At 44.7% G+C, this 20,964-nt stretch carries 18 protein-coding genes; 11 read left to right on the top strand and 7 right to left on the bottom strand.

What is annotated here, in order from left to right:
* Positions 1-56: 56 nt before the first annotated feature.
* The gene (locus AM1_RS21840) at positions 57-659 is read right to left on the bottom strand and encodes an FxLYD domain-containing protein (protein WP_238549038.1); all 603 of its coding nucleotides are present in this window, start codon (positions 657-659) and stop codon (positions 57-59) included.
* Between the two features lie 165 nt (positions 660-824).
* Here AM1_RS21840 and ahr point away from each other — a divergent pair, with 165 nt between their 5' ends.
* On the top strand, positions 825-1,823 hold the full coding sequence (gene ahr, locus AM1_RS21845) for an NADPH-dependent aldehyde reductase Ahr (protein ID WP_012165069.1): 999 nt from the start codon (positions 825-827) through the stop codon (positions 1,821-1,823).
* Complete coding sequence (locus tag AM1_RS21850; RefSeq protein WP_012165070.1) at positions 1,817-2,716, top strand: SDR family oxidoreductase; 900 nt, start codon at positions 1,817-1,819, stop codon at positions 2,714-2,716. Before ahr ends, AM1_RS21850 begins: the two co-directional genes overlap by 7 nt.
* Before the next feature lie 12 nt (positions 2,717-2,728).
* Here AM1_RS21850 and AM1_RS21855 read toward each other — a convergent pair whose 3' ends face one another.
* Positions 2,729-3,061: a DUF565 domain-containing protein gene (locus AM1_RS21855; RefSeq protein WP_010480766.1), complete on the bottom strand. Its 333-nt coding sequence runs from the start codon at positions 3,059-3,061 to the stop codon at positions 2,729-2,731.
* Between the two features lie 21 nt (positions 3,062-3,082).
* The gene (cutA, locus tag AM1_RS21860) at positions 3,083-3,403 is read right to left on the bottom strand and encodes a divalent-cation tolerance protein CutA (RefSeq protein ID WP_012165071.1); all 321 of its coding nucleotides are present in this window, start codon (positions 3,401-3,403) and stop codon (positions 3,083-3,085) included.
* 290 nt (positions 3,404-3,693) lie between these two features.
* Here cutA and AM1_RS21865 point away from each other — a divergent pair, with 290 nt between their 5' ends.
* Both AM1_RS21865 and AM1_RS21870 read left to right on the top strand, forming a co-directional pair.
* Complete coding sequence (locus AM1_RS21865; protein ID WP_063710532.1) at positions 3,694-5,853, top strand: ATP-binding protein; 2,160 nt, start codon at positions 3,694-3,696, stop codon at positions 5,851-5,853.
* Between the two features lie 248 nt (positions 5,854-6,101).
* The gene (locus AM1_RS21870; protein ID WP_012165073.1) at positions 6,102-7,733 is read left to right on the top strand and encodes a cyclic peptide export ABC transporter; all 1,632 of its coding nucleotides are present in this window, start codon (positions 6,102-6,104) and stop codon (positions 7,731-7,733) included.
* Between the two features lie 36 nt (positions 7,734-7,769).
* Here AM1_RS21870 and AM1_RS21875 read toward each other — a convergent pair whose 3' ends face one another.
* The 3 genes from AM1_RS21875 to pds all read right to left on the bottom strand — a co-directional run bounded on the left by AM1_RS21875 (position 7,770) and on the right by pds (position 11,117).
* Positions 7,770-8,645, bottom strand: coding sequence for a 6-pyruvoyl trahydropterin synthase family protein (locus tag AM1_RS21875; protein ID WP_012165074.1), 876 nt, complete (start codon positions 8,643-8,645; stop codon positions 7,770-7,772).
* A 104-nt stretch (positions 8,646-8,749) separates the two neighbouring features.
* Positions 8,750-9,691: a phytoene synthase gene (locus AM1_RS21880; RefSeq protein ID WP_012165075.1), complete on the bottom strand. Its 942-nt coding sequence runs from the start codon at positions 9,689-9,691 to the stop codon at positions 8,750-8,752.
* Entirely contained in the window at positions 9,675-11,117 is a 1,443-nt protein-coding gene (pds, locus tag AM1_RS21885; protein WP_012165076.1) for a 15-cis-phytoene desaturase, read from the bottom strand. Before pds ends, AM1_RS21880 begins: the two co-directional genes overlap by 17 nt.
* A gap of 247 nt (positions 11,118-11,364) precedes the next feature.
* On the opposite strand from pds, the gene AM1_RS21890 reads away from it, so the two are divergent.
* Both AM1_RS21890 and AM1_RS21895 read left to right on the top strand, forming a co-directional pair.
* Complete coding sequence (locus AM1_RS21890) at positions 11,365-11,904, top strand: GGDEF domain-containing protein (protein WP_012165077.1); 540 nt, start codon at positions 11,365-11,367, stop codon at positions 11,902-11,904.
* Between the two features lie 186 nt (positions 11,905-12,090).
* Positions 12,091-13,077: a methyltransferase domain-containing protein gene (locus AM1_RS21895; protein WP_012165078.1), complete on the top strand. Its 987-nt coding sequence runs from the start codon at positions 12,091-12,093 to the stop codon at positions 13,075-13,077.
* 37 nt (positions 13,078-13,114) lie between these two features.
* Here the strand turns inward: AM1_RS21895 and AM1_RS21900 are convergent, their stop codons facing one another.
* Positions 13,115-14,281: a glycosyltransferase family 4 protein gene (locus tag AM1_RS21900; protein WP_012165079.1), complete on the bottom strand. Its 1,167-nt coding sequence runs from the start codon at positions 14,279-14,281 to the stop codon at positions 13,115-13,117.
* 309 nt (positions 14,282-14,590) lie between these two features.
* Here AM1_RS21900 and AM1_RS21910 point away from each other — a divergent pair, with 309 nt between their 5' ends.
* The 5 genes from AM1_RS21910 to AM1_RS21930 all read left to right on the top strand — a co-directional run bounded on the left by AM1_RS21910 (position 14,591) and on the right by AM1_RS21930 (position 20,930).
* Positions 14,591-15,751 (top strand): DUF4832 domain-containing protein, encoded by a 1,161-nt coding sequence (locus tag AM1_RS21910; RefSeq protein WP_238549296.1) that lies wholly within the window; start codon positions 14,591-14,593, stop codon positions 15,749-15,751.
* 72 nt (positions 15,752-15,823) lie between these two features.
* Entirely contained in the window at positions 15,824-17,209 is a 1,386-nt protein-coding gene (gene murJ, locus AM1_RS21915; RefSeq protein ID WP_012165082.1) for a murein biosynthesis integral membrane protein MurJ, read from the top strand.
* Positions 17,210-17,326: 117 nt separating this feature from the next.
* Positions 17,327-18,442, top strand: a complete 1,116-nt coding sequence (locus AM1_RS21920; protein ID WP_012165083.1) for a glycosyltransferase — start codon at positions 17,327-17,329, stop codon at positions 18,440-18,442.
* The gene (locus AM1_RS21925) at positions 18,439-19,800 is read left to right on the top strand and encodes a hypothetical protein (RefSeq protein ID WP_012165084.1); all 1,362 of its coding nucleotides are present in this window, start codon (positions 18,439-18,441) and stop codon (positions 19,798-19,800) included. Before AM1_RS21920 ends, AM1_RS21925 begins: the two co-directional genes overlap by 4 nt.
* Positions 19,797-20,930, top strand: a complete 1,134-nt coding sequence (locus AM1_RS21930; protein WP_012165085.1) for a glycosyltransferase — start codon at positions 19,797-19,799, stop codon at positions 20,928-20,930. Before AM1_RS21925 ends, AM1_RS21930 begins: the two co-directional genes overlap by 4 nt.
* Positions 20,931-20,964: the final 34 nt, after the last annotated feature.

Here is a 20,964-nt window from a genome sequence, read left to right on the forward strand (position 1 = left end):
TCTTCAGGGGCCATCGTTGCTAATCTGCAGCCAGATTGGCAGTCCAAGCTTCCAAGCTATTTAAAATCAGGACTAACTTGAAAGGCTGGATCGAGCAATCGGACTTCATAAGCTTCGTCTGGAGCAATGGTCCACAAGGTATCGGCAAAGGTAACGGATTGACCTGGCCCAATGGTGCTGGGTTTGGGTTGAGCACTGCCGGTTTGCAACAGATTTCCCCGTCTATCTAGAATTTCGTAGTTGACTGCAATGACGGTCACTGGCTGATCATTTTCATTGGTGAGAATTCCAGACAGATGAGATGATCCGTTGAGCTGAATGATGTAGTCCAAGTCAATATCTTCGACCTTAAGGTTACGAAGTATCTTCTGCAGCTTTAGGTCTCGATCGTCACGGGCAGCATATTTAGGCTGAACTGCCGATCTCGGTCTAGCACGTTCCGCTGCTTGGTTGAGATTGATTAACTGCTGCCAATAGGACTGAAATTGCTGTTTTTGCTCCGCTGTCTCACCAATAATGACAATATCCTGTTCAGCCTGAGCAACAGCGGGTAATGCGAGGGGAAACATCGTTAGCAAGCTCAACAGAGCTTTCAGCAGTGGAGTTGGAGAATTGCGGTTTATCATTTCGCTCTTAGCCTTTTCATCGCGTGTATTCAAGTCCCCTTTTCAACCCTAACGAACGGAAACTAGAATGCGTGTGATCAGTCATAAATCTTGCAATGCAGGATTTGAATTTCGCCAATTCTTAAAACAGTCCACAGGCCAAGTGTGGTGAGATTTTTTAGATTATTATCACCCCATCTGCTTCATGAGGATGAATGAATGGTCAACGCCTATGCGGCCTTTGAACAGGGGGGAGTCCTTCAGCCCTTTGAGTATGATCCTGGACCGTTAGGTCGCCAACAGGTGGATATCCAAGTTGAGTATTGTGGTATCTGCCACAGCGACCTCAGCATGATTAAAAACGAATGGGGGATGACCCAGTATCCCTTTGTACCTGGCCATGAAATTGTCGGTATTGTGGCTGAGATCGGCTCTGAGGTGACGACCCTGCGGGTGGGCCAGCGCGTCGGATTGGGGTGGTATTCGTCCTCCTGTATGCATTGCGAGTGGTGCATGGGGGGCGATCACCATCTCTGTCTATCTGCTGAAGGCACTATTGTGGGCCGACCCGGTGGATTTGCCGATCAGGTTCGGGCCGATCAGAGTTGGATTGTACCCATTCCAGAGTCCATTGATTCGGCGGTTGCAGGTCCCCTCTTCTGTGCCGGCATTACAGTATTTCAGCCAATCATTCAATGTGGCGTCCAACCCACGGATCGAGTGGCCGTGATTGGTATTGGTGGACTCGGCCATTTAGCCCTACAGTTTCTCAATGCCTGGGGATGTGAAGTGACGGCGTTATCCACCCAACCTGACAAGGAAGCTGAAGCCCGCAGATTAGGCGCTCACCATTTTGTCAATACTCGCGATCCAGCAGCATTGCAGGCAATCGCTAATTCCTGTGATTACATTATTTCCACCGTCAATGTGTCTTTAGAGTGGTCCATCTATCTCAATGCGCTTCGGCCTAAAGGTCGACTGCATTTGGTTGGGGTGGCTCCTGATCTGTCTTTACCTGTCTTTCCCTTATTGGCGGGACAGCGATCCATCTCAGGCAGCCCTGTAGGGAGTCCAGCCACCATCACTAAAATGCTGAACTTTGTAGCTCGCCATGGGCTTGCACCTCAGACTGAGGTTTTTCCTCTCGCTCAAGTCAATGAAGCGTTAGAGAAGTTACGCAGTCAGCACCCTCCCTATCGTTTGGCCCTGAAATGCTAAGTTCTAACGATTCCGCTCCAACCCCTAAGCTGTTAATAACGGGTGCCAGTGGCTTTTTGGGGTGGTATCTCTGCCAGGTTGCCCAATCCAGCTGGCAGGTCTTTGGCACCGCTTATTCCCATGCCGTCGAGATCCCTGGATGCTCGGTAGTGACGGTTGATTTACGGGATTTTGCTAGCCTCAAACAGGTTTTGCAAACGGTTCAGCCGGATGCGGTCATTCACGCTGCTGCCCAAGCACGTCCCCATGTCTGTCAAGCCGAGCCCCAATCGACCCATGCCATCAATGTAGAGGCGTCCTGGACCCTCGCTGACTTATGTGGGGAGTCTCAAATTCCATTGCTGTTTGTCTCAACCGATTTGGTTTTTGATGGGCAAGATCCTCCCTATCAGGAATCTGATCTGGTTTCCCCCATCAATACCTATGGAGAACAGAAGGTAAAGGCAGAGCAAGGCATGGTGGAACGCTACCCTTCCACAGTGATTGCTCGTATGCCTTTGATGTTTGGTGTGACGCCCCATGCAGCCAGTTTTATTCAACCGATGATCCAGAATTTAGAGGCAGGCATAGCGTTGCAGCTATTTGAGGATGAGTTTCGAACCCCTGTGAGTGGATTGGATGCGGCGCGTGGCATTCTGCTGGCGCTCGCCAAGGGGGAAGGATATATTCATCTAGGTGGCAAAGAACGCCTCTCCAGATTTGAAATGGGACAACAGTTAGTAGATTGCTTAGGATATCCGCCTACTCTATTAACCGGCTGTTCTCAGACAGATGTATCCCTGTCTACACCTCGCCCTGCGGATGTCTCTTTGGATAGTTCTCTCGCCTATTCTCTGGGCTATGCCCCCAATCTTTTTGGCCAGGCGCTTCGTCAGATGCTAGGTCAATCTTGAATTGGATTCAGGTTAACTACCCAACATAAAGGCAATCACAAATAAACCGTAAGTCAGTCCTAGTTTGAAGGTATTGAGAGCTTCTCCCCAGAGGGCTTTGCGAGCATTGCCGCGATTGCGATGAAAGATCCAGTTCACCACTTCTGTAAACAGGAGGACTAGGGCGGCGACGGTGATGTCGAGGTAGGCTAACTGACCTGCGATCGCAGCAAAGGATACGCCAATATAAATCCCAAACAGCAGCGCAATCACCAACACTGAAATCCGCCGCCAAGGGTTGCGCAACTCCTGCTTGAGTTGCTGACCTAGACCAGAGACTAAGGTATTGAGACGGGTATTCTGCATCAGAAATGCTCCCTGCAACAGTTATGACTGAACCTGGGTGGAAATCCAGTTGAGATAGGGCATCGAACCTGCCGTCACGGGCAAAGCAATGATCTCTGGTACATCATAGGTGTGTAATTCACGCACTTTCGTTTCTAAATCCGCAAATTTATCCTGTTGAGTCTTGATCATCAACTGCCATTCTGGCTCATTCTGCACCTTGTTATCCCAGGTATAGATAGATGATACGGGAAATAGACTGACACAGGCCGCCAGGTGATCCCGAACGAGAAGCGCTGCGATCGCAACCGCTTCATCTTCAGAAGAGGCAGTTACCATCACCACAATCGCGTCTGTTTCCATGCTCGAAAATCACTAGTTGGGTTCAACAATAGTGTATCGGCTATTGGGTCTAATCTGGCATGGCAAGCAGATCAATACCCAGGATTCGTAGGTGCGCCATCAACCTTAACTCTAAATATTTCTTATTTCGGGTTAATCCAGGTTTATACAGAAAATTCAAGGAATGAGAGCCAAAAATCTTATTTTTTACTCAAAACTGATAATTCACCACATTTAACGATGCCAGGCAAGCTGTACATCCGGGGCACCTTAATGGATATGCAGCTTAGATTAAGACCACATCCTTGAATATGGTCAACGAGTCCTTACCGAAACGCTGGAAATTCAGAGCCCAAGTCATTCCTGCGCTCTTTGCATCCGAAGCAGACTGTGACCTTCTTTTGCAGTCGTATCGTGTGCGTGCTGATGGCATTATGGTGGCCATGAACGGCTTTTTATGCCTTGTTTGTTTTGCCCTTGCTCCCCTACGCAATACAGGAGCTGCAGCATTAGCGATTGGAGTTCCGACATTGCTCATCTCCCTTTGGCTAAAACATCGCCATTCGGGTGAGTTAGGGACGCGACTCTATATGGCCTGTGGCTTTATGATCTACACGGCTTTAATTATTCATCAGAACGGAGGTGTGACCGAAGCCCATTTTTCTGCCTTTGGACTGATTGGGGTTCTCCTCTATTATCGAGACTGGCGCACCATTCTTACTGCTACCGTATTTATCTACTTACATCATTTCGTCTTGGGTTATGGCCAAACATTAGGTTGGCCCATTTATGTGTTTGCTGACTCCCATTTTTGGCGGATGTTTGTCAGTCATGTGCTCTATTTCCTTCCCTTTGTGGGGATGATGTCTTATCTCTCTATTTGGCTGCGACGAGAAGGCTATGAAAACCAACAGGATCTAATTGCCCTTAGACAGGCAGAACAGGAATTAACTCAATTTAATGAAGTCCTAGAAAAGCGGGTTGAAGAACGGACGTTTGAATTGCAAGCCGCAAAACTGGAAGCGGATCGTGCCAACCAGGCTAAAAGCGAATTTCTAGCCAACATGAGCCATGAACTTCGTACGCCTCTCAACGGCATCCTCGGTTACGCCCAAATTCTTAGCCGTTCCAAAACACTATCCGCTGAAGATAAAAATGGGGTAGGTGTCATATTAGATAGCGGTTCCCACCTATTGTCACTGATCAACGATGTCCTTGACTTAGCCAAAATCGAAGCCGGTAAACTGGAGCTTTTCCCGACCACCACCTCTTTGCCCAGCCTCTTACAAAGGGTCGTGGATATCTGCCAAATCAAGGCTACGCAGAAGGGACTTCAGTTTTTGTATAAACCTAGCCAGCTACCTGAAGGAATATTGGCTGACGAGAAATTGCTTTCTCAGGTACTGATCAATCTCATCGGCAACGCGATTAAGTTTACCGATGCGGGGACAGTGACCTTCCAGATTGAAGTTCACAAGGGGAGTGATGGCCAGGTTTCTCTCATGTTCAAGGTAATCGATACAGGCAGGGGCATTGCTGAAGAAGATATAGACAAACTATTTGAGGCATTTGAACAAGTTGGAGATCATCACAAACAGTCTGAAGGAACTGGATTAGGTCTCGCCATTAGCCAACGCATTGTGCAATTGATGGGGGGGACGATTCATATCAACAGCAAGCCGGGGGATGGTAGTGAATTCTGGTTCATACTAGACTTCCCACTGGTCGAAAGTGGGGAAAAGCGACAGCCCTTCCGATTTAGTCAGCGGATCATCGGCTACCAAACTCCCCACAACCGACAGGGCGAGATTCCCCTTACCCTTCTGGTTGTAGATGACCGTTGGGAGAATCGAGCTGTTTTGCTCAATCTGCTTGAGCCCCTTGGATTTACTGTAATCGAAGCAGAAGACGGTCAAGTTGGGTTAGAGCAAATCCGCCGACACCGCCCTGATTTAATCATCACCGATCTCGCCATGCCCATCATGGATGGTTTTGAGTTTCTGCAGCATATTCGTGAAGACGAGGACTTTAAAGCAACGAAAGTGATTGTCTCTTCCGCTTCAGTATCCCGGTCAGATCAGCAGATGGCCTTGGATCAAGGTGGAGATGCCTTTTTAGCCAAACCGATTGAGGCCAGCTTACTCTTTCAAATGATCACTGAACAATTAAACATCAGCTGGCTCTATGAGGAGGGGGAACGACCTCTTGCATCTGAGACGGTCCCAACTGAGATCATCCTACCCTCGACTCAAGTCCTCGAAGAGCTATTCGCTTTATCCCAATACGGTGACGTATTTCGTCTAAAGGAAAAACTGAATGGGTTAGTGGAATCAGATCCGATTTATACTCCTTTCGCTCAACCCATTTTGGAATTGACCCAGTTATTTATGGTCGAAGAAATTGCAGAGATGCTAAGCACTCAGTTAGAAGAGAAACTGGCTCTATCGGGTGCGAGTAACCCAACAGATTAAAAAAACAGGCGTTCTTCACTACACGTTCCTAGCCCTTTAGTAATGAAGCTGGCAAATCATGACGCGTGTAAGGATCAATCTCATATTTTTTGGCTAAGATAAATATTTCAAAATACCGGATAGTAAATCTTTCCCTAGGATCAGTATGATAAATCCCTCTCAAATTCCGTTTTCAATTTGATCGCGGACGCAGGGATTTTATGTTCATGCTTAAGCCTTAATTCCATCGCACTTCACAAAAGGCATCCATGCAGATTATCTGGCTTCTGATTAAAGCATCTTGGATCAGTGCGACCCTAGCGATTCTGACTGGGATTACCAGTGGGGTTTGCAGTGCCCGGCTGATTGCTTTGGTTAATTCTGCCATTAGCCAGAATGCGACCCAGTCACTGCTTATCTCCTTTGCCGGGTTGTCTATTTTGGCCTTTGTGACCGGGAGTCTGTCTCAGTTTCTACTGGTTGATCTGGCCCAAAATTCTGTCTATCAATTACGCCTGCGTTTGAGTCAGCGAATACTTGCATCTTCCCTACGACAGTTAGAACAGCTAGGTCCCAGCCGACTGTTTGCTGTCTTAACCCAAGACGTGCAGGCCATTTCTAATACCGTTTTTGTGATTCCATTCTTGTGTATTGACCTTGCGGTCGTGGGTGGATGCTTGATCTATCTGGGTTGGTTATCGATTTGGGTCTTTCTGATTGTGGTGGCCTTTATGGTCGTTGCGATTCCCTTGGTCCAGCTGTTGCTCAACTTTGCCTATCGCTATTTAAATCTGGCCCGCCAAGAAGATGACCAACTGTTCACCCATTTTCGCAGCATCACCGATGGTCTCAAAGAACTGAAGCTGCATTCTGTCCGCAGGCAGACTTTTTTTGCCGAAGATCTATCTGTCAGTGCGGCTAAATCCCGTCAATACCAAAAAAATGCCTTTAAGTTTGCGGCATTATCTAGTGGCGGTGGCCAGTTCCTATTCTTTCTACTGCTGGGGGTACTGCTGTTTGGTGTCCCCGAGGCTTTACCTTCCACTCAGGCCGTTTTACCTGCCTATATCCTCACTCTGTCTTACCTGATGGGACCTTTGGGAAATATTATCCAGCGCTTGCCCAATCTAGCCAGTGCCAATGTCTCCATTCAAAAAGTCAACCGTATGGGATTGAAGCTGGCTGAACATGCTGAGGTAGAAACGGTTGTAACCAAACCCACTCCCAAGGATTGGAACCAGTTGAAATTAGCAGGGGTTGTCCATACCTATCAAGATCCAGGGGCAGATCATCAGTTTAGGGTGGGGCCGATTGACCTGACGATTAATTCAGGAGAGCTGGTCTTTATTGTCGGGGGCAATGGCAGTGGCAAATCTACTTTGGCAAAGTTGATTACCGGTTTATACACCCCTGAGTCAGGAGAGATCCGTTTGGATGCTGAGCCAATTGTAGATACTAATCGTGAGTGGTATCGGCAGCTTTTTTCGACGGTTTTTGCGGACTATTATCTGTTTGAACGATTAATCAGCGAGGAGTTCTCTACCCTAGATGCCCAAGCTCGGGCCTATTTGCGCAAGTTAGAGCTGGAGCAAAAAGTCACTGTACAGGATGGACAGCTATCGACCACGGGACTCTCTCAAGGCCAGCGAAAACGGTTAGCCCTGTTGTCTGCCTATCTAGAAAATCGATCCATCTACCTGTTTGATGAATGGGCTGCGGACCAAGATCCGATTTTTCGGGAGATCTTTTACACGCAGCTATTAGCTGAACTCAAGCAGCGAGGCAAGACCATACTCGTGATCAGCCATGATGACCATTTCTTCCACCTAGCAGACCGGATTATCAAGCTCGATTATGGTCGAATGGAATCTGATGAGTATTTGGCTGGTGAACAGTGGTAAGGCAATCTCGACTAGCAGGGACTTAATGTCCGAAAATTAGCCCACTAATGCAGGTTCCCCCATTCGACCAGAGAGCATTGGCGCTGTATCAAATAAGTCAGAGCACAGCACTTCGCAGGAATTATTCGGACTTTCAATCAGCTTGATGCGATGAAGTTCTGCCCCAATTTTGAGGATCGGCTCTCGCAGGAGTTTGGCGATATAGAATGCAATATTTTCAGCCGTAGGAACGACCTTTTCAAAGTAGGGAATGTCTTTATTCAAGAAGGTATGGTCAAGGGGGTCTAGGACCACATCGTCGACCAGGCTTTGGAGAGCGACTAAATCCACAATCATGCCTGTCCGGGCATCCACCTCACCTTTAACGGTCACTTCTAGGTGGTAGTTATGGCCATGACCATGAGGTCGAGCGCATTTGCCATAGATTTCGCAGTTTTCTTCAAAACTCAGTTCGGGAAGTGCTAATCGATGCGCAGCACTAAAATGACTTCCAACAGTTAAATAGGCTTCCATGCCAGCTCCTTTGTAGTCGGCCCACAGTTTGGGATGTTCAAAAAGTTGAATGTTTACGATTGGCAAGTGGGGTTCTAACCGCTGCCAGATCACCCGTGCCAGATGCTCCGTAGTGGGTAGGGTTTCCTTAAACTCAGGCCATACCTCATTCAGATAGGAAAAATTAAGGGGGGCAGTAACCTCCCGCTTAATCACTTGCTTGACGTTTGAGAGATTTAAAACCATCCCATATTGATCGAGTTCGCCCCACATGGAGACAAACAATTCATAGTTATGGCCATGGCCCGGGGAACGTGTACATTGTCCAAATTTTTCCTGATTTTCTGATTTAGATAGCTCAGGTAACCAATACCGATGGCTGGCAGAAAACTCAGCGCGTCGGTGGATAAGACATTTCATAACAAGGCAAACCGTAGCAACAGCCGCTCTTCGTTGGAGACACGGCGATAACATTTCTTAAAATTTTAACCTATGGCTCAGGTTCTCTGGGTTAAGCCAGAAGCTTACAAGGATTTAAGCCAAGCCAGAGGTAAGGACATCAGCTTCCGTCGACTAGGAACGTAGGCCCGACGGGTAAAGACATCATATTGGTTCTGCTCAATCACATCCAGAATTTGGCGGTAGAGCACCAGAGCCGACCATACGGGCCAGCGAGCATCCTTTTGCAGGGTGCCAATTCCTGACTCCGCCTGAGCAAAATATTTGCGCGCCCGACGGATTTGGAACTTCATAAAGGCTCGCCAGCGATCGTCGATGACGCCATTGAATAAGTCTGCTTCGGTGTAGTCAAAGGCAGCTAAATCCTCTAGGGGGAGGTAGATCCGCCCTCGACGAGCATCTTCACCCACGTCCCGGAGAATATTAGTAAGCTGATTGGCAATGCCTAAATCAACGGCCTTGTTAATGGTATTGACGGGATTGTTAAGAACTCTAGGGGGACTCCAGGGAGCCTGTAAGCGATCGCAAAAGCGTTCCACTCCCATAATCTGGGCCGACATTAGACCCACCGTCCCGGCAACCCGGTAGCAGTAGAGGTGCAAGTCTTCAAAGGTTTCATAGCGATCGCGAACTAAATCCATTCGCTGTCCGGCAATCATATCCCGGAACGGTTGGATATCGAGGCCAAAGCGTTCTACGGTGTCCACAAGGGCTACATCTGGGTCATCCACAGGATGGCCTGCGAACACAGATTCAAGCTGTTCTTCCCACTTATCTAGCGTCTCAGAGGTGGTAAACGCCGCTTGGGGACCATCTACTAATTCATCCGTCAGCCGACACCAGACATAAATAGCCCAAACGCCTTGCCGCTTTTCGGGCGACATCAGCTGAGTGCCCAGATAAAAGGTCTTGGCATAATCGGCGGTTACTTGCCGACATTGCTCGTAGGAGTCTTCAAGAGACGCCAGTTTTTTTGTGGGTCTTGGAGTTTCAGGCAGTTGCAGCATTCGGGATTGACTGGGAAACTGGCTTGGACGTTACGGAAGCGTTATTTGAGGATGAAAGAGCTTTGGCACTGTTAATGGCTTGTGCTGTCAGCTTACCAGAAAGCACCGCCCCCTCCATACTGCCCAGATAACGTTGCATAGTGTAACTTCCAGACAAAAAGAAGTTGGAAATGGGCGTTGTTTGTACTGGACGGAACTGTTGCCGACCTGGAATCGCCTTGTAAACTGAGCGGGGCGTTTTTACCACTCGGGCTTTCAGAAGTTTGGCCTGATCGGGAATTTCATCCGGGAAAAGTTTAGCGAGTTCCGCCAGAGTGGCCTCAATAATATCTTCCTCTGATCGGCTGATCCAGTCTTCTGCTGGGGCTAAAACTAGTTCCAACATCGACTTGTCTGGATCAGAATATTCGCGGCAAGCATTACTCATATCCGCGTAGACGCTTAACAAGGGTGACCGAGAGAAGAGTAAGTGGTCAACATCGCTGAGCTTGCGGTCAAACCAGAGCTGAATGCTGATTACGGGCACCCCTTCCAACTCCTGGAGCTGTTGGAAATAGGGTTGAGCTTTCCACTCATCGGGCATCATCAGCTTCATGGCGTCTACGGACATGGCCGAGACATAAGCATCAGCAGTGATGGTATACTCTTCCGACTCAGTAGATCCTTTCATCAAGAAATGATTCACACTGCCATCTTCGTTGAGGACAATCTTTTTCAGAGGAGCATTGACTAGGACTTCGCCCCCCCGTTCCGTCACATAATCGACGATGGGCTGACAGAGCCGCTCCGGTGGCGCACCATCCAAAAAGGCAATCTTGGAGCCATAACGCTCTTGTAAAAATCGATTGAGAGCCGTTAGGGGAATGGTGGCTGAGACTTCATCCGGGTTAATAAAGGTTAGGGCTTTGGAAGCGGCAATAAAAATATCGGAATTAACCCGGTCGTCGATGCCCTGCTTTTCCAGCCATTCCAGCAAGGAGTAACGATCCATATCTTCAACGTATTCCTGTCCCCGAACAATCGCCGGCAGCAACCCGATCGCAAATCGGATCTTTTGCTCCCAAGTCAACATATCGTTGTTGCGGAGGATGGAAATTATCACGTTGATGGGGGACGGTAGGTCCGGCACATCAAACCGTGATAAGACTCCCGGCTTTTCCGGCTGATTGAAAATCAAGGCATGCTTTTTCCACTGCAGCCGATCTTCAATATCCAGCTCCTTAAGTAGCTGGAGCATATTGGGATAAGCCCCAAAGAAAGCGTGCAGACCTGTTTCTACCCAGTCTCCGTCTTCATCTTTCCAGGCGGCCACTAAGCCCCCCAAGACAGAGGCCCGTTCTAAAACGATGGGAGTATGCCCTTGGTCAACTAAATATTTGGCACAGGAGAGACCTGCCAGACCTCCACCTGCGATCGCAACTCGCATGAATTGTTATGTCCCTTGGATTACAGCGTCTTTTATTAACCACCGACCTGCCAAGTGGTGGCTCACAGCCCTAATTATACCTTTGCAAACTGTAACAATTCAGAAAATCTGAAAAAAATATAAAACTTTCTTCAATCAACCTGTTATCAAGCTCTGAAAATTAGCAGCTATATCATAATTAATTCGTTACCGGAACCCCAAGAGTTTGAGTGTAGGATCGAAAACCCAAAGACATAGGAATTTCTGGATGTCGTCGAATGAAAAAACTAAAGTAGGGAACGCAACAGATGCCCTAACTGGACTAATGCTACCTGACTTGATTCCCGACCATCTCATTCAGCAACCGCAATGCGGCATCACCATCTTGGACATCGACACATTTCGAGTTTTTACTGCATGTTATGGCTATCAGGAAAGCGATGCAGTCCTCAGAGACTTAGCTCAGACCCTGCAAAGAATGGCTCCTGAACAATGTCATATTTTTCGATCCGCAGGGGATGAGTTCACCATTCTGATGGAATACTTACCCATCAATCAGTTGCTAGATTTTGCATTTAAACTGAGTAAGGCGATTAAGGCACAGTTTGCTCATTACCCAGCGGGAAAGTATTTTTATTTGATCAAAGATAAGCCAAGTTCTCGGATTCAGAGTATTCCATTGACCGTTTCTTGCGGCGTCGCTCTTTATCCAGATCATGGAAACAGCTACGCATGGATAAAAGAAGCGATATATCAGGCCTGGTACATTCAAGGGAAGCGAGAAGTAGTGACTTCCCTGCCACTTTAGATTCTGTTCAAGACTTTGCTAAGCAATTATTTGTGGATGATCAGTCAATGAGTGTTGGTAAAAGTCAGTAATATCAAGGCTTAGCTGCATGGCAGTAAGTGTCAGCTCGTCCTTCTAACCCACTTTCCCAAGTCAAGATCTTGTTATATTTAAGAGCGACTTAAGCTTTTCACCCAGTCCCATTAAATGAACGTTTCTATCGTCCTAGTTGCTCTTCTCGTCCTGATTATCGTTGGTATTGCAGTTTATCTGCTCACTGCCCGTAGCTATAACTCTGCTGATTCCGTTGCCAACTCCTACGATCAGTGGACGGAAGACGGCATTTTAGAGTTTTATTGGGGCGAGCATATTCATCTAGGGCACTATGGCTCTCCTCCCCACCGTAAAAACTTCTTGAAAGCAAAATATGATTTTGTCCATGAGATGGTGGCCTGGGGAGGCTTGGATAAATTCCCAGCAGGGACAACCCTTTTAGATGTGGGCTGTGGCTTTGGTGGCAGTAGCCGAGTTTTAGCTAAAGATTATGGCTTTTCTGTCACTGGGGTAACCATCAGTCCGAAGCAAGTTGAGCGGGCTAGAGAGTTAACCCCAGACGGGGTAGATGCTCAGTTCAAAGTGGATGATGCCATGGCCTTGTCCTATCCAGATGCCAGCTTTGATGTGGTCTGGTCTGTCGAAGCAGGCCCCCATATGCCGGACAAAGCCGTATTTGCCAAAGAGCTGATGAGAGTCCTGAAGCCTGGCGGTATATTAGTGCTTGCAGATTGGAACCAGCGCGACGATCGGCAGAAACCCCTGAACTTTTGGGAACGGCCTGTGATGCGCCAGCTTCTAGATCAATGGTCCCACCCTACCTTTGCCAGTATTGAAGGCTTTTCTGAAGAACTGGCCGCCACGGGGTTTGTCGATGGCAATGTGATCACCTCTGATTGGACGAAAGAGACCCTACCGTCTTGGTTAGATTCCATTTGGCAGGGCGTAGCCCGTCCGGCTGGCTTAGTAAAGTTTGGTTTTTCTGGCTTATTGAAATCTTTGCGAGAAGTCCCGACAATTTTGTTGATGCGGTTGGCCTTTGGTGCTGGACTCTGTCGCTTTGGCATGTTTCGAGCCCAACGAGCCAATACTGCGATGAACTCCCATGCAGGCACGGTCAACGAAATTGCTCAGGTATAAAGTAGGTTTGAGTTCGGACAATTTTGCCCTACCTCTGTCAGGTAGCTGAAGCAATGCCTAAATCCTGATAGAAGGAGAATAGACGTTTGAACACCACATTTTCGTCGTATTCGGCTTCTACTCTCTGTCGCCCCGCGGCTCCATAGGCTGTTCTTAAGTCTGGATCTGCCAACAAGGGCCGTAGAGCGTTGGCCAAAGGCGTACTTGTTTGGGACGGTACGATTTCTCCGGTTTGGCCTGGAAGAACAGCCTCCCGACACCCCCGAATATCCGTTGTCACCACGGGCACACTCATAGCCATCGCTTCCAGAATGGAACGGGGTAATCCCTCATGGGCAAAAGTTGCCAGGACAAAAATATCCATTAACCCTAGCATTTCGGGAATATCCGTTCGATCCCCAGTAAACGTGACATGGGACTTGAGGTTCAGCTGTTCAATTTTTTCAGACAGCTGGTGGTAATAGGGTTCTGGATCAGACTTGAGTTCCCCACCCACCACTAAAATATGCAGTTGGGGAAATTCCTCTACTAACTGTGCTGCCGCTTCAATTAAATAGCCACTGCCTTTGGTTCGGGTTAATCGCCCAACTGTACCGACAATCAGTTTGGCAGAGGCTGGAATTCCTAACTCATCTCGCAAACGAGATTGGTGATCTGAATCTAAAACACTGCGACTAAATCGATCAATATCAACTCCATTACCGAGGTAGACCAGTTTCGATTCAGGGCACAACTTCTTTTGGGCAGCCGTCTCTATATCTTCATGGTTTTGGGACAGAATTAAGTTGGTGATTTTTGCACATCCATACTCAATCGCAAAATACATCTGGTATTGCAGAGGTGGAGTCAATTGATGAAACGGCAGACCGTGGGAGGTATACACAATTGTGGGCACCCCAGCCAGCTTTGCTGCAATACGTCCCAACACCGCAGCAATCGGGGTATGAACATGGACTAGATCGTAAGCTTGCGATCGCATCAACTGAATCAGACCCTGTATAGTCTTGAAGTTTAACAGGGGCGAAATCTTACGATCAATTTGAATCGGGTGAACCGTATACCCCTGGGCCTGTAGACGATCGACGGCACTATCGGGGGAGCAAGCAATATCAACCGTAAGATGTTGCGATCGCAAGTAATCAATTTGAGGCAATAACAACGTTTCCGCCGTGGCTCCCAAAGCGCAAACATGTAAAACTTTCATTCCTTCTTTGTTTACCCCTCTTCTTACTCAAGTAGACTTTTAAAAAATGGGCAAAGGACTGATGCGAAAAAAGATACAAAAAGCTATTTCACTACTATGGAGCTGTATTTTTTTATCAGCATACTTTAATGCTAGTACCAATAGAACCATTGCTGCTGAAATAACCAGCACACAATCTCGACAATATGAAAAGAGCAACGAAGACTTCCCCAATCCAGAACGCGGTTTTTTTTTCCATATAGCCCTTGGGGAACTCAACTTCGCCCTTCCCTTAAGCTACATGAGCTGCAAAAGTTAAGAACCCAAAACATAACATTAGCGCGAAGAATCTATCTCATCTCTGAGTTTAGAACACAACCTTTATCGCAATCATTCCTAGATAAAGTATCTACGGATCTTGCAACAGCCCGAAAGGCCGGGATAAAGCTAATCATCAGATTTGCCTACAATTGGCTGGGAGGAGGGGAAGACACCTCAGTAAAGAGAATAAGTTTTCATTTGGATCAGTTAGAGCCAATACTGAAAAACAATTATGACGCTATTGCTTATCTAGAAGCAGGATTTATTGGATACTGGGGGGAATGGAATCGATCAACTAATGGACTACGAACTAACCCTCAAGCAAGAAGAAAAATATTACAAAAATTACTATCCGTTCTGCCTCCCCAACGAATGGTCGCTCTAAGATATTCCTATTACAAAGGTGATATTTTTAACCAACAACGACCGCTCTCTGAGAGCGAAGCCTTCAATAGAAGCGGTAGAGCTAGAACCGGAGCACATAATGATTGCTTTCTAGCTGGAATCGACGATTGGGGTACGTATAGCCACACCGATCCGAAGATTATTAACCAGCAAAAGGCATTTTTGAACTCAGATAACCGATATCTAGTACAGGGTGGGGAAGTCTGCAATCCTAGCCCTTATGATGACTGTCCCAATGCACAAAAAGAGCTAGCCTACATGCGCTGGAGTACATTAAATGGCTTTCCTTCAGATGGGAAAAGTATATTGGCCGACTGGGTGACTCAAGGCTGTATGGCCAATATCAAGCGTCGCCTCGGTTATCGGTTTCGCTTACTCAATGCAGAAATGTCCAACAAAATTGCCGCTGGTGAACCGTTTGCCTTAAACCTTTCAGTCATAAATGAGGGCTGGGCTACTGCCTATAATCCTCGAAAGTTAGAAATTATTCTTCGCCACAAATCAACAAGACGGAACTATACTCTACTTACAGAAGAAAATCCTCAATTTTGGATGCCTGGGCAAAAGACCACTATCAATATCATTGCCAAAACTCCCAGTACCTTACCATCGGGGACATATGAAGTATTTTTGAACCTTCCAGATCCATCGAAGGAATTATCGCATCGGCCAGAGTATTCGATCAGACTAGCAAATAAAGGCACTTGGGAAGAAGATGATGGATTCAATTCACTACAAATGAATCTAATCATTCGAAGCAAGTAAATCGCATTCAAGAGCTTTAAAAAACACTTTATTTAACTTCTGATTAACCTCAGAAATATTTAGGAAAGGTAGATGGAGCAAAGTAAACCACAGAAACTATTTTCTTCCCTAAAAAAAATAAAGAATAGCTCCCTAAATAACCAGATTTTCAGTGCCACACTGATTGTAGTGATGCTGACAGTAGGTGTCAAAATTGCTTCATTTATTAAAGATCTTGTTGTGGCTTGGCGTTTTGGCACCAGAGATGAGTTAGATGCCTTTCTGATTGCTTTGGTCGTTCCATCTCTACTCAGCAATGTTGTCGCATCTTCTTTTAACTCTGCCCTTATTCCTACCTATATACAGCTTAGAGAAACTAGAGGAATATCTGCAGCAAATAAGCTATTCTCCAATTTGATGGTCTGTGTTCTTATAATACTAAGCCTACTATCAATATTGATGTTAGGTTTTGCTCATTTATATTTGCCACTTCTTGCAGCAGGCTTTGATGAACAGAAACTAGCTTTAACGTTTAGAATACTGTGTATCATTTCTCCTATCATTCTCCTAGACGGAATCATTTGTAATTGGCGAGCAGTATTGAATGCGGAAGAAAATTTTACTGTAGCTGGTGTTGCACCAATCTTTACACCCATTGTGACCATTATTCTCCTTATACAGGTTCATTCATGGGGTGTTTATACTTTAGCAGTTGGATTATGTGCTGGGATGATCTTAGAGATACTAGCAATAGGACTCACACTCAGTAGAAAAGGGATTCCACTCATCCCCAAATGGCAGGGGTGGGACGACAATTTAACCCATATTTTTAAGCAATATCTCTTGGTCTTATCTGGAGCTGTTTTGCTTTGCAGTGCCGTTCCAATTGATCAAGCGATGGCAGCAATGCTATCCCCTGGGAGTGTGGCCTCACTAAACTATGGGAATAAAGTAATTGCTGCTCCCATGGGGCTTTTTACCAGTGGTTTAACAGCTTCAATCATACCGTATTGCTCAAAAATGTATGCCAATGGAGACTGGATAAAAATCAGGCAAACGTTTAGACAAAACCTAGGCTTAATTGTCCTCATTGGCATCTCCTTAACTATACTAACAATTCTCTTTTCAGAGCCAATTGTTCAATTTATTTTTCAGAGAGGTTCTTTTGTTGAAAAAGACACTAAAATTGTTAGCCAAATACAATCTTTATACTCTCTGCAAATTCCATTTTATATCGGAAATCTATTTTTAATTCGTCTAGCCAGTTCGATCAAGCAAAATCATCTTCTCTTATGGGTTTCCGGTTTAGATCTCATCATAAATATAATCCTTAATTATATATTTATCAATATGATAGGAATCAAAGGAATAGCACTTTCAACTAGTATTGTCTATGTATTTTCTTTCTTTTTTCTCTTCCTAAAAATCAACAAGTACACGAGTCAAGAAGCCAATAATTTAAATGCTGCGAACCATTGAGGCAAGCATCTAGTGGAATTTTTATACTAAGAATAAACTTATAGATTTAAATAATTATTAGATAAAATAATCCATAAGCGAACCGACCTGCACAACTAATATTCCACATGTAAAGTCATGAAACATTTAGCTTTTTTTCTGCCAACTCTTCACGGTGGAGGTGCCGAGAAAGTAGTTATTGCCTTAGCCAATGGCTTTATTGAAAGAGGTATACCGATTGATTTAGTACTAGTCAATTCAGAAGGTGAATATTTTAATCAGATTAATTCCGAAGTTAATATTGTCGATCTCCAGCAAACCAGAGCTTTAAAAGCTGTAATACCTTTAGTTAAGTATTTACAAAGCTCTAAGCCATCTGTACTCATCTCCCACATGAGCCGGGCTAATCTTGCAGCCATCATAGCCAAAAAATTGTCCAGGGTAGATACGTCTCTAATCTTAGTGGAGCACAATACCCTATCTGCCACTCAGTCAAAATTATTCCGGGCTAAATTATTTCCATTCTTCATGAAACTGCTATATCCCCAAGCTGACACAATTATTGGTGTTTCTCAAGCAGCGTCAAGAGACTTAGAAAAATCATTAAACTTGAAGGCAGGGTGCATTCAAACGATATACAACCCAGTTGTAGATAAGACCTTAGGTTTAATGGCGGAGCAACCCATACAACATCAATGGTTAGAAATTGGATCCCCTCCTGTATTTTTGGCAGTCGGTAGATTGACTGCACAAAAAGATTTCGATACCGCCATCAATGCATTTGCAATTGTCAGAAAAAAAATTCCCTCCCGGCTCATGATTTTAGGTGAAGGGGAACTGAGACCACACATTGAATACCTTATTTCCACCCTCGATATTGCCCAAGATGTGCTTATGCCGGGTTTTGTGCAGAATCCGTTCGCATATATGAGTAAAGCAGCAGCATTTATCCTATCGTCTCGATGGGAAGGATTAGGGAATGTTCTGATTGAAGCAATGGCATGTGGCACTCCAGTTATTTCCACTAATTGCCCCCATGGACCAAAAGAAATCTTGGAAAATGGCAAATATGGCCAATTAGTGCCTGTCGGTGATGCGAATGCCCTCGCCAAAGCCATGCAGAACGTCTTAGAAACCCCCATAGATTGTGAACGTCTGATTGAAAGAGCTAATTACTTTTCAGTCGAGCGTGCAATCACTCAATATCTATCAGTTATTGGCATTAACGAACCCTTGAAACAATCAACTCTATGATCCTATTAGCTTATCTTGGGCTAGTCATTTTCATTGTTATATTTGAACTCATCAGGGATAAACAGACTTTAATTGATTTCCTAAGTTTTTTTAATGTTCTTTTCTGCTTGGCATTTCCTTTGCCAGGCATATTCTTACTTCTTTCAGAGCACAGCAACCTAAATACATCTATCCTCAAAGGAACGACGATTAACCTTAATAGTTTTCAAGTCCCTTTACTGATTTTTTTGACTTATTTTTTTGTTGCCATAGGATTCCATTTAGACTCTGCGACTAATTCTGCCAATAGAATTTATATCAAAGAAAAAAATAGTGGGCATTTTGTTTTCACCTATGCACTAATTTTATTGTTAATATCTTTTTCCTCGATCGTAGTCTATAGCGTTCAAAATGGTGGACTTATCAATGCAATTTCTAATGCATCTTTACTCCGTTCTACCGTTATTGAAACACCTCAATTCTCTTTAGTTAAGAGATTCTTCTTGCTATCTTTTATGGGATCTTTCTTGATATCTTCTATCCTATTCAATGATAAGTCAAAGGGAAGAAGTATTCAATTGTTGATTATATTTATATTTTCAATTTCTATTTCTCTGCTTTCTTTTTTCCTAATTGCAACCCGCGCAAATGTTCTAAGATATTTACTCACATTCTATTTGGTATATTCCATCAGAAAAGGTAAACACTCCTTGGGTGTTGTAATATTCTTTATTACATTACTGGCAATCATTTCTTCTTACGGGAAAGAAATATTTGGGAGTTTAATCTACCTTTCAGATGGTATTGATGCTGTTACGGATAATTTTCAGAATAGTGTTGATGCAAATATACAGTCAGAAAGCGACCCATCTAACGTACTGGATGAATTCAGTGCTCCATTTTTCTCAATATTTGCAGCTACAAACTCCACCTATGAACTCAGGCTGTTGAGTGACTGGTTCTATGGATTAGCATCCTTTCTTCCTGATCGGATTTATGAAGCACCACCAACTGTCTCTTATTACAATACAAATTTCTTAGTTAATACGGATAAATATGAAATTCCGTCTGGCTTTATCTCTTCATGTTTATATAGTATGTCTTGGCCAGGATTAATTATTTTTAGTTTATCCTACGGATGGATAGGGAGATTTATCCAGCAAGTCACTTATAATCATTCACTTGAAATTCATTGGATGCAATATATATATGTCTACTCTGCATTAGTTTGGTCAGACTATACGATATATGCAGATCCCAAAATATTACTACAAACACATTTTTGGTTTTTTATTTCATGTTTCTTTCTGATTGTATTATCAAGTAATTTATTTATATCTGATAAATATTCAATTGCAAGAATGAGGTCAGATAAGTGAAGAACACAAAAACGATATTATTTATAATCACAAACTTTGATAGAAATGGAGCGCAAGTCATACTCTATAATATCTTGTCCAAAATAGATCGCTCACTTTTTAGGCCAATTGTTATTTCTTTAATGAGTACCTCTGATTTCAATAATCAATTTCAAGAATTAGAAATCCCCATATATGCATTAGGGATGCAACAAAGACTTCCCAATATAACTCACTTTTCTAAATTAGTTTCAATTATCAAAAAACATCAGCCAGATATCATCCAAGGGTGGATGTACCATGGCAATATTGCTAGCTGTTTTGCCTCTTTATTCTGTTCTCACTCACCTCCAGTAATATGGAGTATCCACCACTCAATAAATGAACTCTCAGCTGAGAAATTACTCACTCGACTCTTGATCAGAATGGGAACCTTACTTTCTTCGTTTACCAGAGAAATAGCTTATGTTTCCAAAACGAGTCAAGAGCAGCATGAAAAACTAGGATATGCGACTCAAAAAAGTTGTGTTATACCCAACGGCTTTGATACTTCGCTATTTGTCCCTTCTGCTGAAAAAAGGAACGCTTTTAGAAATGAACTTAACTTAACAGAAGCAGAGACTGTGATTGGTATCGCTGCCCGATACCATCCTATGAAGGATCATCATAATTTTCTTACGGCTGCAGCGCTACTTGTCCCAAAATTTCCTAACGTCCATTTTGTCCTTGTGGGGGATGGAGTAGATGAATCCAACACAACCTTAACTGAATTAGTCAAAACAGCAAGACTTCAACAGCATGTTCATTTGCTTGGCAAGCGAATAGACATGCCAAATATTTTCGCAGCCTTAGATATATTGACCTCTGCTTCTGCATATGGGGAGGCTTTTCCATTAGTCGTTGGTGAAGCGATGTCTTGCCAAGTGACCTGTGTGGTAACAGATGTTGGAGACTCAGCTTTTCTAGTTGGGGATACGGGGATAGTGGTACCAACTAAAGATCCTGAATCCCTAGCGAATTCTTGGAGTACATTAATCACACGAACTCCCGAGCAGAGATTTCTGATGGGAAAAGCCGCCAGACAAAGAATTCTTGACTCTTTTTCATTAGAGTCAATTGTGAAACAGTATGAGGGCATGTATGTAAGCTGAGAGTATACCTATGGCCAAAATCTCTCAAGATTGA

Source organism: Acaryochloris marina MBIC11017 (genome assembly GCF_000018105.1).
Taxonomy (GTDB): domain Bacteria; phylum Cyanobacteriota; class Cyanobacteriia; order Thermosynechococcales; family Thermosynechococcaceae; genus Acaryochloris; species Acaryochloris marina.